The sequence below is a fragment of the Gemella sp. genome, assembly GCF_057272915.1.
Window position 1 is genome coordinate 99,050 of record NZ_DBHIUF010000005.1, and the last position, 13,922, is coordinate 112,971.

Consider the following 13,922-nt stretch of genomic DNA (forward strand, 5'->3'; position numbering starts at 1 on the left):
TGTATAATATAAACCCGAGGGGATATGTAATGATAGAAAATAGAAAATTCGGATGGATAGAATGTATTTGTGGTAGTATGTTTTCTGGGAAGTCAGAAGAGTTACTTAGACGTATAAAACGTGGAGTAATTGCTAAACAAAATGTGCTTCTATTTAAACCGTCTATAGATAATAGATACGAAGAGAATAAAATCTCTACTCATAATGGAAATAGTTATGAATCTGTAAATATTGATAAAGCAGAGCAGATTTATGACTATATAAATGATAAAAAATATGATATCATAGGAATTGACGAAGTACAGTTCTTTGACGATAAAATTGTTGAAGTTATAAATAAGCTTGCTGATGATGGAATTCGTGTTATTGTTGCAGGTTTAGATATGGATTTCAAAGCAGAGCCATTTCATCCAATGCCTGAGATTATGGCTATTAGTGAGATGGTAACTAAACTTCATGCTGTGTGCAATAAATGTGGAAAAGAAGCAAGTAGAAGTCAAAGGTTGATAAATGGTGAACCTGCTAAGTATGATGATCCAATCGTAGTTATTGGAGCTAGTGAATCATATGAAGCTAGATGCCGTCATTGTCATGAAATTAAGAGATAAATTAGGAGGAACAAATGGAAATTTTTGGACAACTTGAGATAGTTGAAGAGCGTTATGAAAAGTTAAACGAATTACTTAGTGATCCAGATGTTGTTAGTGATACAAAGAAACTTATGGAATATTCAAAAGAACAACGCTCTATAGAAAAAACAGTAGCTGTATTTAGAGAATATAAAGATATAGTTCAACAAATTAAAGATACAAAAGAACTTCTTGAAATAGAAGAAGATAAAGAAATGAAAGAAATGATGCAAGAGGAGATTAAAGAATTAGAACCAACTCTTGCACCTATGGAAGAAGAATTGAAAATTCTATTATTACCAAAAGATCCTAACGATGGTAAAAACGTTGTTGTTGAGGTTCGTGGAGCAGCAGGTGGTGATGAAGCACAATTATTCGCAGGTGATTTATTACGTATGTACACTAGATTTGCTGAATCTCAAGGATGGAAAGTTGATGTACTAGAACGTTCAGAAACTGGAATCGGTGGTATTAAAGAAGCAATCTTTATTATTTCAGGTGAAGATGTTTACTCTAAGATGAAATTCGAAAGTGGAGCACACCGCGTACAACGTGTTCCTACAACAGAATCAAGTGGACGTATCCACACTTCAACTGCAACAGTAGTAGTATTACCAGAAGCCGAAGAGATTGAAATCGATATTAATGAAAATGATATCCGTGTTGATACATTTGCATCAAGTGGTGCTGGAGGTCAATCGGTTAATACAACTATGTCAGCTGTACGTTTAACTCACATTCCTACAGGGGTTGTAGTTTCTATGCAGGATGAACGTTCACAGATTAAGAATAAAGAGAAAGCTATGAAAGTACTACGTGCTCGTGTATATGATAAATACCAACAAGAAGAACAAGCTAAGTTCGATGCTGAACGTAAATCTAAAGTTGGTACTGGGGACCGTTCTGAACGTATTAGAACATATAACTATCCTCAAAACCGTGTTACTGATCATAGAATTGGTTTAACTATTCAAAAACTAGACCAAATTATGGAAGGTAAACTTGATGAAGTTTTAGAAGCACTTCGTATTGCTGAACAAGCTGAGAAAATGGCAGAACTTAATAAAGGTGAAGAACTATAATGAACAGAAGGCAAGCTATAACAAAAGCTTGTCTTCTTTTAAGAAGACAAGGAAAAGAAGAATCTTTGGCTAGATTTTTACTAATGTACATGCTAGACGAAAGTCCGCAGTTATTCTCGAATTGCATGTCAGAGCAAATGTCTAAAGAAAATGAAGAAAAATATTTTTCTCTGATTGAAAAACACATTAAAGAAGATGTTCCATTAAGCCATTTAGTAGGTTTTGAATATTTTTATGATAGGAAATTTAAAGTTACGAAAGATGTCTTATCACCGAGGATGGAGACTGAGGAGCTTATATATAAAGTAATTGAATATGTAAAAGCGACTAATAAAAATAATTTGAAGATTCTAGATCTTTGTACAGGAAGTGGTATTATTGCTATTACATTAAAAAAAGAACTAGATGAAATCTTGATTGATGTCGTAGCTAGTGATATTAGTGAAGAAGCTATAGAAGTTGCAAAAGAAAATGCACAATATCATGATACTGATGTTAGATTTATACAATCGGATATTTTTAATAATATTGATGATAGATTTGATATTATTGTTTCTAATCCTCCTTATATTGACCGCAAAGATGAAGTGACTATGAAAGAAAATGTACTGAACTATGATCCACATCTTGCTTTATTTGCTGAAGAAGAGGGGATGTACTTTTATAGAAAAATTATAGAACAAGCTAAAGACTATCTAAAAGAAAATGGCGTAATGTTCTTCGAGATTGGTTATGATCAAAAGGATAAGATAATAAAGCTATCTAAGAAAAATGGTTATTTAGCACAAGTCTATAAAGATATTAATAATAGAGATAGAATGGCATTTTTAGTTCGTAAATAAAAAAAGCGAGAGTTACTTAGAAAAAGTATCTAAGTTATCAAACTCTCGTTTTTTTGTCGTAAATAATCTGTTTAAAATCAAAAAATTAAAGTTCCCTATATACACCAACGCATTCTCCAATTATTTCTACGTTACGCGTAACAATAGGCTCATAATCAGGATTGCAAGGATAAAGAATTACATTGTCATTTTTAACGAATATTTTCTTTAAAGAAGCTTCATTCCATTCAGTTAAACGAACAGCAGCAATTTTTCCGTTTCTAACTGAACTTTGCTGACGGATAAATACTAAATCGCCATCAAAAATACCAGCTTCAATCATACTATCTCCCTTTACTCTTAGTGCAAAATCAGCTCTCATTCCTTGATCTATGAAAATATGCTCATCATATTCCTCTTCAATATAAACACCATCACCGGCACAGATAGTTCCAAGAATAGGTAACTTTGAAACATCATCGGAAAAATCTTCTGTGTTAAATAACTTTTCTTTAGGAGTTTCGATATCCATTGTATCACTGTCGCCGACAAGCCAATCTGGATTAACCGATAAATATTCAGCTAAAACAATAAGCTTATCTCTTTTTGGAGTATATTTACCTTTAGACCAATCGCTAATTGATGATGGAGTAATATTAGTAGAACGAGCAAGTTCAGCTTGCTTTATATTCTTTTCTTTTAAACATTGTTTAAATCTGATACTAAATGTTGTAGTCATAATATTTTTTCCAATCTTTTTTTTATCTATATATAAATTATAAAGTAAACCGTATATAAAATCAAGTAACTTTATAAAAAAAATTAAGAAATATGAATTTTTTACTTGATTTTCGGTTTTCCGTATGTTATTATATAAGTACGATAAGAAATTAAGTTTTACGTATAAAAAGAAAGAAGGTAATTTTATGTTTATATATTGGATAATTATACTAGTTTTATTGGCAAAAGTATTTACATTTTTTGAAACTAATAAATTAAAAATTGTAAAAAGAGGAAAGTTGAACCGTAAAGTGTATTAATATAAACATTTTCTGTTCTAAAGGTTATTATGATAAAAAAATATTGTTTACTACTTTAAGATTAGGTGTACTGTAATTAGAGCCTAATCTTATTTTTATATACTAATATATATCAGTAAATACTACAACATAAATATTTGAACTACATCTTGTAGTTATAACGTTTTCAATTGTGTTTTTCACATAAAAACTATGTACTAATACTAGAAAATATTGTATAATAAAAATATAATAACAAAACTAGGAGGATTTCTTAAATGAAATTAGTATTAACTAGACATGGTGAAAGCCAATGGAACCTTGAAAACAGATTTACTGGATGGGTTGATGTAGATATCACTGATAAAGGTAGACAAGAAGCTATTAAAGGTGGACAAACTCTTAAAGAATTAGGTCTTACTTTTGATGTAGCTTACACTTCATACCAAAAACGTGCTATCAAAACTCTAAACTTATTCTTAGAAGAATTAGATTTATTATGGATTCCAGTACACAAAAGCTGGAGATTAAACGAAAGACACTATGGAGCTTTACAAGGTCTTAACAAAGCTGAAACAGCTGAAAAATATGGTGACGAACAAGTTCACATCTGGAGAAGAAGTTTTGACGTAGCACCTCCTGCGTTAGATAAATCTAGCGACATGTACCCAGGAAACATCGATAGATATAAAGAAATTCCAGAAGGAGAAATCCCAACAGGAGAAAGCTTAAAACTTACTATTGATCGTGTATTACCATACTGGGAAAGCGATATTTCTAAACAAATTAAAGCTGGTAAAAACGTACTTATCTCTGCTCATGGTAACAGTTTAAGAGCGTTAATCAAATACTTATTAAACATCTCAGACGAACAAATCTTAGATCTTAACTTACCAACTGGTACTCCATTAGTATTTGAAATCGACGAAAACTTAAACATTATCTCAGCACCAGAATTATTCTAATAAGTAATGAAAAAGCTGATAATATTACTGACAACCTTGCTAATTTTGCAAGGTTGTAGTTCTAAAGGAGATATTTCTACTGAACAATTACAAAATCTTACTAATTCTGTTTCAATAAGCCAGCTAGAAAAAACAGAATTTAATAAAAAAGATAATAAATTAGTTATTTCAACTAATGATGAAGTAATAAGTAAAGAAGGTTTTGATGCACTGTTAAAATCATTGAAATTAAATGGTTTTAATGGGAAAGCAATTAATATCGAGGGTATTAATTCAAACGAATTTAATAATAAAGACTTCAATATTGTAATTGTTACTAAAAACAATAATAGTGTAACATTTAGTGTTAAAGATAGTGCTAATAAGAGTTTTGAAATTTCTAATAAGAAATATTCAAAAGATTTTATGAAAAATAAATTAAATGCATTTTCTAAAGAGTTAATTAGTTTCGATGAATTAGCCGGAACTATTCAAACTGATCTTGATAAAGGGCGTTCTTTAGGAGATAAAGTTGATAAGTTCAAAGAAGTGACAGAGAAGATAAATTCTTCAATGTTAACTATCAAATCGTTATCTAATGAGAATATTGAATATGCAAAATTAGATGATGTTAAGCAAAAACTTACACGTTTAGAAGTTTTAACTAAAAATGTAGTGAGTGCTGTAAATTCTTCAGTAGAAAGCAAGAAAGGTACTGCAATAGATGCTGCTTTCTTAAATATTAATGATATAGATAAGATTGCACGTGATCTTGTAGCAATGTAAATACAATAAACAAAACCTGGAAGTGGATTTAACTCTATTTCCAGGTTTCGTTATTATGATTAAAGGAAGTCTGTTGGTTTTATGTTATCCATGCCTATCATTGGATCGATATTGTTAATATTTTGAAAATCTAGTATATATCCTTTAATTTCTTCATCTAATTCTATTGACTGTATTTCTGCTTCTCTATCAGTAGTGAAAAACCATTCTAGGGCAGTTTGTCTAGTAACAACATTCGTTGGCTCAATTGATTTATAAAAAACATTTGGATTACCACATAATATTAGTTTTTTCTTAGCTCGCGTTATTGCTGTATATGTTAGATTTTTATTTAGCATAAAATTATAATTATCAATAAATGGTATTATAACATTTTCAAATTCAGAACCTTGAGCTTTGTGAATAGAACAAGCATAAGAAAGTGTGATTTGGTTTAATTCTTGTTTTTCATATGTTACATAATTACCGTCATAATCTATAACTATTTTTACTTTGTTCCCTTCTTTGTACACTTCTTGAATATACCCGATATCACCGTTAAATATATTATCTTCTGGTCTATTTACAAGTTGCATAACTCTATCATTAATTTTATATATTAATTCGCCATATTCAATTTGTTCATCACTATCATTAAATCTTGCTTGAATCGCGGTATTAATTTCGTTTATACCACTTGTCCCTTTGTATATAGGAGCTAATATTTGAATATTTTCTTTGCTTGAATTTTTTATTAAATCATCATAAACAGCTGAAATCACGTTTATCATTTCATTTTTGTTTGCTGAAATGAACTCTTTATCATCGAAGTTTTCTAATATATCAAATGGTATATTATTTTTTATTGAATGTGAAATGTTAATAATACTTGAGTGTTCGCTTTGTCTAAAAATTTTATTTAATTTAACAGTCGAAATTGCTTTTGAATTAATCAGGTCATTTAGGACGTTACCTGGAGCAATGGAAGGAAGTTGATCATTGTCACCGACTAGAATAATTTTAGCATCTTTGTTAATGATTTTTAGTAAATTGTACATTAAGAATACGTCAATCATACTAGATTCATCAATTATGACAAGTTCAGATTTTATATATTTTTCACTAACGAATTCTTCCATGTTTTCATCCTCTGTACTCCAACCGATGGCTTTATGAATTGTCGAAGCATAAAAGCCTGTACTTTCTGACATTCTTTTTGCTGCTTTTCCTGTAGGGGCACATAGAGTAAGAATACTTCTAGTCTCATCAAGTAAATCATGTATACTATAGTTTTTTATTTTCTGGAAGATTTTTATTACAGCCAGTATGATAGTAGTTTTACCTGTTCCAGGTCCACCGGTAAGAATAGAAAAGTTATTGAGAATACAGTTTTTGATTGCTGCAATTTGTACTATATCGTAAGAGATTTCTAATTCTTCTTCAACTTCTTCGATATATTTATCAAGTAAGCTGTCGCTGATTTCAAAATTATCATCGAGTTCTAATCTTCTACTAATGTCACTATAGATAGAGTATTCAGAGTAATAAATTTCTGGTAAAAACACCCTATCTTCAATTTCAACTAATTTTCCAGTGTCTAAAGCAAAAGTGTAAGAGTTTAAGATATCTTCTTTAGATACTGCTATGTTTCGTGATGCATATAATGTATTAAATGTATTGTATAGTAGGTTATTTTTTGATATGTAAGTATTACCTGTTGAAAAACAATATGAGCTGATAGTAAAAATAAATCCATATAAAATTCTATTTTGATCATTTGCAGGAATTTCATTAGTTTCAGCTATTTTATCTACAGTTTTAAAGTTAATTCCTTTTATATCTTTTATTAAAGCATAGGGGTTTTCTGTGATTGTTCGTAAGGTATTGTGTTTATAAAAATTATATATTTTAAGAATTAAATTATTGCTTAAATTATATTCATTAAGTTTTAATATAATATCTTGGGTTTGTTTATTTGCAACAATAGTAGCATATATTGTATCTTTTCGTTGTTCTGGGATACCTTTAATACTGAATAGAGTCTCTTTATCTTCATAAATTTTATCTAATGCATCAACTCCAAGTGTATCAACTATTAATTCTGCAGTTTTTCTACCAACACCTTGGAATATAGAGCTTGAAAGATAAGAAACAATAGCTTCTTTATCTTTTTCTATAACCGGTTCTACTACAATTGCAGATAATTGCGTACCGTACTTTCTATGTTGTACTATTTCACCTTTAAATGAGTATAAATCATCTTCAACAAATTCAAAGTCGTTAAATGTTCCAACAACACTTAAATAATCTCCCTCAACGAAATCATATTGATCATTTAAAAATATTGATAAGATATAATAATTATTCTCTTTGTTATGGAAAATAATTTTATTTAAATAACCTTCTATTGTCTGCATAATAAACTCCTACTAATTTCTTTATAAGAACAATAATAATATAATATATAAAAAATGTCTAGTAGTGCTGAAGCAAAAGTCCTAAATTTTAAAAGAGTCTATATGAAAGCTCATAGCCGCAGCGGTTTATTAATATCTAAATTCTCTTTATAAAAATTTTTTAGATATCTAATAAACTGTGCAGAGGGTACCCGATAAAATCTTGTTTCTTCGAAATCGTGATTTTTGAGTCACTCTTTTCTAAAAATCGCCTTTTTAAAGTTACTTCCTTCGATAATCTTTTATTGTTATTAAAAATATTATTTGAACTTACAATTTTATAGATTTAGCAAAAAATATTAAAGAAAATAAATATGTTATTTTAGTTACAAACTATGTTTCATTATGGCAATATTTTTTATAAAGTGTTATAATAAAATGATAATAATATAAGGAGGTTAGATTTGTGATCACTGTAGAAAATGTATATAATCATTTAAATGAATTGGCAGATGTTAAATTAGCAGAAAAATGGGATAATGTAGGCTTAATGTTAGGTAATTACAATAATAATGTTAATAAAGTTTTGGTATGTTTAGATGTCACAACTAAAGTGGTTAAAGAAGCTATTGACAATAATATTGATTTAATAGTCTCTCATCATCCTTTAATATTTAAACCATTGAAATCATTGGATTTTACAGGTGATTTCAAATCTAATATTATTCGGGATTTAATAAAGAATGATATTTCTGTTATTTCGTTTCATACTAATTTAGATTCTGCAAAGTTAGGATTAAATGATTATCTAGCTAAGTTATTGGATTTAACTGATATTAAAGTATTGTTTGAACATAGCTTAGATAAGGAAGCAGGATTAGGAAGAATTGGGAAATTACCTACACCACTAGCTATAGAAGAGTTTATTAAATATATTAAAGAAAGATTTTCACTTGATAATGTTTCTGCAGTTATTGGCTCTGAAAAGGAAGTCAGAACTGTTGCATTATTAGGAGGGAGTGGGGCTGATTTTCTATATTCACTACCTGAGGTTGATATATATTTGACTGGAGATGTAGGGTATCATACGGCACTTGATGCTATTGAAATGAATAAGAATATTATTGATATCGGTCACTTTACAGAAAGTCTAGTTAAAGATTTATTACTAGATTATATTTCTAAAATTGGAGTTGAAGTTATTAAATCAACTGTCGAGAAATCACCATTTAAAATTTTATAAAGGAGGAGTACTAATATGGCAAAAGCTACACCAACCATGGAAGATTATATTGAAGTAATATATTCTTTAGTTAAAAACAAAGGTTATGCGAGAAGTGCTGATATAGCTGAGAAATTGGAAGTTTATCCATCTACTGTTACTAAGATGCTGAAAAAATTGGATGTTGAAGGGTATATTGTATATGAGAAATATAGAGGTATCGCCCTTACTGAGCAAGGTGAGAAGATGGGTGAATATGCACTAACAAGACATGAATTGTTAGAAGATTTCCTAAGATTAATCGGAGTAGATGAGGATAAAGTTTACGAAGAAGTAGAAGGTATTGAACATCACTTTGGTAAAAGTTCTTTAGAAAAAATTAAGGAATTGATGAGATATCTGAGAGAACATAATTATAGAGCGTAATGGAGAATTAGAATGGCAGATAAAGAGTATTTAAAATTGTGTAATCATATTTTACAAAATGGAATTGAGAAAGATGATAGAACGGGCGTTGGAACTAAAAGTGTTTTTGGTTACCAAATGAAGTTTGATCTGTCTGAAGGATTTCCGTTATTAACTACAAAAAAAGTTAATTTTAATTTAGTATGGTCAGAATTACTTTGGTTTATAAAAGGTGATACAAATATTAAGTTTTTATTAGAAAATAAAAATAACATTTGGAATGAATGGGCTTTTAAGAAATGGATTGAAAGTAATGAGTATACTGGACCTGATATGACTGATTTTGGGCATAGAACATTGATAGATGAGGAGTTTTCTAAACAGTATAAAGAACAAATGACTATTTTTAAAGAAAGAATTCTTTCAGATGAAGAGTTCGCTAATAAGTTTGGTGATTTGGGTAATGTATATGGAAAACAATGGAGAGATTTCAATGGTATTGATCAATTGAAAAATGTAGTAGAGCAAATTAAAACTAATCCATCTTCTCGTCGATTAATAGTTTCTTCTTGGAATCCAGCGGAAGTAGATACTATGGCTCTTCCACCTTGCCATTCATTATTCCAATTTTATGTAAATGATGGAAAGTTAAGTTGTCAGCTGTATCAAAGAAGTGGAGATGTATTTTTAGGAGTACCTTTTAATATCGCCTCTTATTCACTTCTTACTATTTTGGTAGCTAAGGAATGTGGACTTGAGGTAGGGGAGTTTATTCATACACTGGGAGATGCACATATTTATAAAAACCATTTTGAACAAGTTACAGAGCAAATGTCTAGAGATCCTTATCCGTTACCAAAAGTGAAAATTAATGATTTTAAAAGTATCTTTAATCTTAAGATTGAGGATGTTGACATTGTTAATTATGAAAGTCATCCATTTATAAAAGCACCAATAGCAGTTTAGGAGGGATAATATGTTATCACTAATAGTTGCATATGATAAAAATAAATCAATAGGTCAAGAAAATACTATACCATGGCGTATAAAAAGTGATATGCTGAGAGTTAAAGAGTTAACTACAAATCAGACGATTATTATGGGGCGGAAAACACTAGACAGTATTGGTAGAGCTCTACCTAATAGAATTAACAGGGTTCTTACTCGTGATAAAAATTCTTTAAATCATTATTCAAATATAGAAGTGTATACTGATGATTCAATTTTAGAAAATATTGAAACAGAAAAGGCATATATATTTGGTGGTGGGACAGTATATAGTAAGTATTTACATAAATGTGATGAAATGTTTATTACCGAGGTGGATACGGTTGTTGAGGCTGATACAAAGTTTCCAGAATTTGATGAAAATGATTGGGATTTAATTAGTAGGGAAGAATTCTCAAAAGATGAAAATAGTGAATTTAATTTTGTATTTATGCATTATAAGAGAAAGAGGAAAGAGTAAATGTTAGAGAAAGTAAAAGTAATTATTGATTCATCAAGTGATTTAACTTTTGATGAAATTGAAAAATATAATGTGGATGTAATTCCACTGACTATTAATATAGATGGCACAGAGTATGATTATCGTACAATTAGTAATGATGAATATATAGAAAGAATGAGGACAGCATCAACTTATTCAACTAGTCAGCCAGCTATAGGTAAATTTATCGAAGCATTTGAAAAGTGGACTAAAGAAGGATATAAAGTTATAGTTTTAACTCTTTCTTCGGCTTTAAGTGGAACTTATAATACAGCAGTTACTGCAAGCTCAGAATTTGAAGGAGTGCACGTTATTGATACAAAGACAACAACACGAGGTATGGTTTTCTTACTTAAAGAGTGTCTAAAACAACTTGAAGAAAATTTAGACGTAGAGGTAATTGCAGAAAATTTAAGAGAAAAAGCTAAGAATATTTTAACTTATGTTACAATCGATAAACTTGACAATTTGGTAAAAGGTGGTAGACTAAGTAAATCACAAGCTTTAATCGGAGGGTTACTAAACATTAAAGTTTTAACTCAGTTAAAAGAAACTGAGTTGGTTGCTTTAGATAAAGTTCGTGGTAAGAAAAAGTTAGTTCATACCTTAATTAATCATATTGAAGAAGAAAAACAAGGTAAAACAATTAAAAGTATAAGTTTACCAAATTCATTAGCAGATGAATATGTTACATTGATAAAATCAGAACTAGAAGAAGTATTTGGTTATGTTGTTGATGAAAAAGAGATATTCACCACAACACCAATTATTTCAACGCACACAGGAGAAAATGCAGTAGGTATCTTAGTAGAGTTAGTATAATCGGAGGTAAAGATTATGACAAATTTCGATGAAACAAGATTATTTGATAGCAATTTTTATGATAAAAATGATATTCACAACATCTTAAGAAATGTTGTAGAAACAATTAAACAGCGCGGATATGACCCAATAAATCAATTAATGGGCTATATTAAAACAGCTGATCCAGTGTATATTCCTAGGGATAATCATGCTAGAGAGCAAATAAGATTAATAGAAATGGATGATATACTAGAGTACTTATTATACTTTTTTATACAGGAGTCGTAAATGTTAGATAAGAGAATTATGGGCCTAGATTACGGATCAAAGACCATTGGGGTTGCCGTAAGTGATTTGTTAGGTTTTACTGCTCAAGGTATCGAAACAATAAATATTAATGAGCAGGTAAAAGATTTTAAAATAAAAAGAATTAAAGAGTTGGTTCAGGAACATAATGTTGGAACTATCGTTGTGGGTCTTCCCAAAAACATGGATAATTCTGTAGGATTTAGAGGGGAAGCAACACTATATTTTGTAGAAGTATTGAAAAAGAAAATAAAGAATGTTGAAATAATTCTACAAGATGAGCGCTTAACAACAATGGGTGCTGAAAGAGTACTTCTTGAAGCTAATGTTTCAAGAAAAAAAAGAAAAAATGTTATTGATAAAATGGCTGCGGTATTAATACTACAGACATATTTAGATAAATTAAATTAATATAAAATTTCAGGAGGAAAATAAAATGCAAGAGAAAGATTTAAAAAACATTAGTATTGATAATACTGAAGAGGTGTACACACTTAGTACATTAGAAGGTGAAGAAAAAGAATACCGTAAAATTTTAGAGTTTACTAATCCAACAAACGGTAACTTATACTATATCTTCGCTGAAGAAGAAACGATTGATGAAGAAGAAATTAGTATCTTCCCAATGGTATGTGTTGAAGATGGTGATGAAATGAGATTCGAACCTGTCGAAACAGATGAAGAATACGATATGATTTCTGAAGTATTAGATACTTTTTACTACGACGAAAGTGAGTAAAAAATGAGAGAAGATAAAATAAGAAGAAGTAGAGAATTAAGGCAAAAAAATAAGAAGAAAAAATCATTTATTCCTACAATTTTAACTATTATAGTTGTTCTAGGAATTGCTGCCTTATCAGTTTTCTATTATATGATAACACCGGTAGATAAAAGCAATAATAAAGACATTTCTGTTGAAATTAAAGAAAATTATGGAAGTGCCAAAATTGCGCAGGAATTAAAAAATAAAGGCTTAATCAAAAATGAAGAAGTTTTTAAAATCTATTCTAGATTATCACCTAGTACTTCATTTTATGTTGGGAATTTTAAATTAAAGAAAAGTATGAGCTTACCACAGATTATACAAGAATTAGGTTCTAAAAATAAGGCGAATTCAGGAAATACATTTGCTTTAATAGAAGGGGATAGCATACTTAAGATTGCTAAGAATTTGGAAAAGACTAAATTAAACAAAGATGAATTTTTAGAGAAGGTTAATGATGCGGAATTTATCAAAAAATTACAAAAACAATTCCCTGAATTAATCACTAATGAAGTATTCGGTAAAGATATTAAATATGCATTAGAAGGGTACCTGTATCCAGCAATTTATGATCTTAGTGACAATGAGACTGTAGAAAGTTTAATCACTAAGATGGTTAAGTTAACTAATGAAAAAGTTGTTCCATTATATCAAAAGAATAATAAATCTTGGAAAATAAATGGTCAACAGATGCAAATATCTATTCATGATTATATTACTATGGCAAGTATTCTTGAAAAAGAATCTACTAAATCTGATGAGAACAAACTTATTGCAAGTGTATTCTTAAATAGATTAGCCCAAGGAATGAAATTACAGACAGATCCATCTGCTAACTATGCAGCTGATAAATTGACAGGAGCACCTACACAGGCTGAATTAACGTTAAATTCTCCTTATAATACTTACGTGATTGTAGGATTGCCACCTGGTCCAATTTCATCTGTTGGAAGTGCTTCATACGAGGCATTAAATAATGCTGAGAATACAGATTACTTATATTTCTTACATGCAACAAAAGATGGAAAAGCATATTTCTCTAAAACATATGCTGAACATGAAACATTAGCTAAGGAACATATTGAAGGTTATATTCCAGCTGGAAACTAATTAAGATATTATAAATTGAATATTAGTCAGAATTTTGTTTGAATTATTTTCAAGCTGAATTTAATAAAGAAAGTAGCGACTTGTAAATTCTATTTGCGAGTCGTTACTTTTATGGTTCTTTGTCAAATTCGGTTGATTTTGAAAATTAGGAGGAAGCTATGCTATAT

General features: G+C 29.5%; 16 protein-coding genes. 14 read left to right on the top strand and 2 right to left on the bottom strand.

The features are described from left to right. Positions 1–29 precede the first annotated feature (29 nt). From ACO6OL_RS03580 to prmC, 3 genes are read left to right on the top strand one after another with little or no spacing between them, the layout of a single operon-like run. Complete coding sequence (locus tag ACO6OL_RS03580) at positions 30–608, top strand: thymidine kinase (RefSeq protein WP_485502158.1); 579 nt, start codon at positions 30–32, stop codon at positions 606–608. Between the two features lie 14 nt (positions 609–622). Beyond that, positions 623–1,711 (top strand): peptide chain release factor 1, encoded by a 1,089-nt coding sequence (gene prfA / locus ACO6OL_RS03585; RefSeq protein ID WP_003145535.1) that lies wholly within the window; start codon positions 623–625, stop codon positions 1,709–1,711. Next, complete coding sequence (prmC, locus tag ACO6OL_RS03590) at positions 1,711–2,553, top strand: peptide chain release factor N(5)-glutamine methyltransferase (RefSeq protein ID WP_485502159.1); 843 nt, start codon at positions 1,711–1,713, stop codon at positions 2,551–2,553. The genes prfA and prmC overlap by 1 nt, the downstream gene beginning before the upstream one ends. 85 nt (positions 2,554–2,638) lie before the next feature. On the opposite strand, the gene ACO6OL_RS03595 is transcribed toward prmC, so the two are convergent. After that, the gene (locus ACO6OL_RS03595; protein ID WP_314160223.1) at positions 2,639–3,271 is read right to left on the bottom strand and encodes a LexA family protein; all 633 of its coding nucleotides are present in this window, start codon (positions 3,269–3,271) and stop codon (positions 2,639–2,641) included. A 558-nt stretch (positions 3,272–3,829) separates the two neighbouring features. Here ACO6OL_RS03595 and gpmA point away from each other — a divergent pair. Continuing rightward, positions 3,830–4,516, top strand: coding sequence for a 2,3-diphosphoglycerate-dependent phosphoglycerate mutase (gene gpmA, locus ACO6OL_RS03600; protein WP_060914713.1), 687 nt, complete (start codon positions 3,830–3,832; stop codon positions 4,514–4,516). Between the two features lie 6 nt (positions 4,517–4,522). After that, on the top strand, positions 4,523–5,281 hold the full coding sequence (locus tag ACO6OL_RS03605; protein ID WP_485502160.1) for a hypothetical protein: 759 nt from the start codon (positions 4,523–4,525) through the stop codon (positions 5,279–5,281). Between the two features lie 59 nt (positions 5,282–5,340). Here ACO6OL_RS03605 and recD2 read toward each other — a convergent pair whose 3' ends face one another. Next, on the bottom strand, positions 5,341–7,677 hold the full coding sequence (gene recD2 / locus ACO6OL_RS03610; RefSeq protein WP_485502161.1) for an SF1B family DNA helicase RecD2: 2,337 nt from the start codon (positions 7,675–7,677) through the stop codon (positions 5,341–5,343). Positions 7,678–8,122: 445 nt separating this feature from the next. Here recD2 and ACO6OL_RS03615 point away from each other — a divergent pair, with 445 nt between their 5' ends. The 9 genes from ACO6OL_RS03615 to mltG are packed head-to-tail and all read left to right on the top strand — an operon-like array spanning position 8,123 to position 13,755. Beyond that, a complete protein-coding gene (locus ACO6OL_RS03615) occupies positions 8,123–8,899 on the top strand; it encodes a Nif3-like dinuclear metal center hexameric protein (RefSeq protein ID WP_485502162.1) in 777 nt (258 codons plus the stop codon). 15 nt (positions 8,900–8,914) lie between these two features. Next, complete coding sequence (gene mntR / locus ACO6OL_RS03620) at positions 8,915–9,304, top strand: transcriptional regulator MntR (protein ID WP_314160227.1); 390 nt, start codon at positions 8,915–8,917, stop codon at positions 9,302–9,304. A 6-nt stretch (positions 9,305–9,310) separates the two neighbouring features. After that, the gene (locus tag ACO6OL_RS03625) at positions 9,311–10,249 is read left to right on the top strand and encodes a thymidylate synthase (RefSeq protein WP_485502169.1); all 939 of its coding nucleotides are present in this window, start codon (positions 9,311–9,313) and stop codon (positions 10,247–10,249) included. Between the two features lie 10 nt (positions 10,250–10,259). Further along, positions 10,260–10,751 carry a dihydrofolate reductase gene (locus ACO6OL_RS03630; RefSeq protein ID WP_485502163.1) on the top strand — a complete coding sequence of 164 codons (492 nt, stop codon included), beginning with the start codon at positions 10,260–10,262 and terminating at the stop codon, positions 10,749–10,751. Then, on the top strand, positions 10,752–11,594 hold the full coding sequence (locus tag ACO6OL_RS03635; RefSeq protein ID WP_485502164.1) for a DegV family protein: 843 nt from the start codon (positions 10,752–10,754) through the stop codon (positions 11,592–11,594). A 15-nt stretch (positions 11,595–11,609) separates the two neighbouring features. Beyond that, positions 11,610–11,864, top strand: coding sequence for an IreB family regulatory phosphoprotein (locus tag ACO6OL_RS03640; protein ID WP_314160230.1), 255 nt, complete (start codon positions 11,610–11,612; stop codon positions 11,862–11,864). Then, positions 11,865–12,293, top strand: a complete 429-nt coding sequence (gene ruvX, locus ACO6OL_RS03645) for a Holliday junction resolvase RuvX (RefSeq protein ID WP_003145599.1) — start codon at positions 11,865–11,867, stop codon at positions 12,291–12,293. It begins immediately after the preceding gene. A 25-nt stretch (positions 12,294–12,318) separates the two neighbouring features. After that, a complete protein-coding gene (locus tag ACO6OL_RS03650; RefSeq protein WP_314086248.1) occupies positions 12,319–12,621 on the top strand; it encodes a DUF1292 domain-containing protein in 303 nt (100 codons plus the stop codon). A gap of 3 nt (positions 12,622–12,624) precedes the next feature. Then, positions 12,625–13,755 carry an endolytic transglycosylase MltG gene (gene mltG, locus ACO6OL_RS03655; protein WP_485502165.1) on the top strand — a complete coding sequence of 377 codons (1,131 nt, stop codon included), beginning with the start codon at positions 12,625–12,627 and terminating at the stop codon, positions 13,753–13,755. The last annotated feature ends 167 nt before the right edge of the window (positions 13,756–13,922 follow it).

Coding starts and splice junctions, on each gene's coding strand:
- ACO6OL_RS03580 (WP_485502158.1), top strand. CDS start 30: ATGATAGAAAATAGAAAATTCGGATGGATAGAATGTATTTGTGGTAGT.
- ruvX (WP_003145599.1), top strand. CDS start 11,865: ATGTTAGATAAGAGAATTATGGGCCTAGATTACGGATCAAAGACCATT.
- ACO6OL_RS03595 (WP_314160223.1), bottom strand. CDS start 3,271: ATGACTACAACATTTAGTATCAGATTTAAACAATGTTTAAAAGAAAAG.
- prmC (WP_485502159.1), top strand. CDS start 1,711: ATGAACAGAAGGCAAGCTATAACAAAAGCTTGTCTTCTTTTAAGAAGA.
- ACO6OL_RS03640 (WP_314160230.1), top strand. CDS start 11,610: ATGACAAATTTCGATGAAACAAGATTATTTGATAGCAATTTTTATGAT.
- mntR (WP_314160227.1), top strand. CDS start 8,915: ATGGCAAAAGCTACACCAACCATGGAAGATTATATTGAAGTAATATAT.
- gpmA (WP_060914713.1), top strand. CDS start 3,830: ATGAAATTAGTATTAACTAGACATGGTGAAAGCCAATGGAACCTTGAA.
- ACO6OL_RS03635 (WP_485502164.1), top strand. CDS start 10,752: ATGTTAGAGAAAGTAAAAGTAATTATTGATTCATCAAGTGATTTAACT.
- recD2 (WP_485502161.1), bottom strand. CDS start 7,677: ATGCAGACAATAGAAGGTTATTTAAATAAAATTATTTTCCATAACAAA.
- ACO6OL_RS03650 (WP_314086248.1), top strand. CDS start 12,319: ATGCAAGAGAAAGATTTAAAAAACATTAGTATTGATAATACTGAAGAG.
- ACO6OL_RS03630 (WP_485502163.1), top strand. CDS start 10,260: ATGTTATCACTAATAGTTGCATATGATAAAAATAAATCAATAGGTCAA.
- ACO6OL_RS03605 (WP_485502160.1), top strand. CDS start 4,523: ATGAAAAAGCTGATAATATTACTGACAACCTTGCTAATTTTGCAAGGT.
- mltG (WP_485502165.1), top strand. CDS start 12,625: ATGAGAGAAGATAAAATAAGAAGAAGTAGAGAATTAAGGCAAAAAAAT.
- prfA (WP_003145535.1), top strand. CDS start 623: ATGGAAATTTTTGGACAACTTGAGATAGTTGAAGAGCGTTATGAAAAG.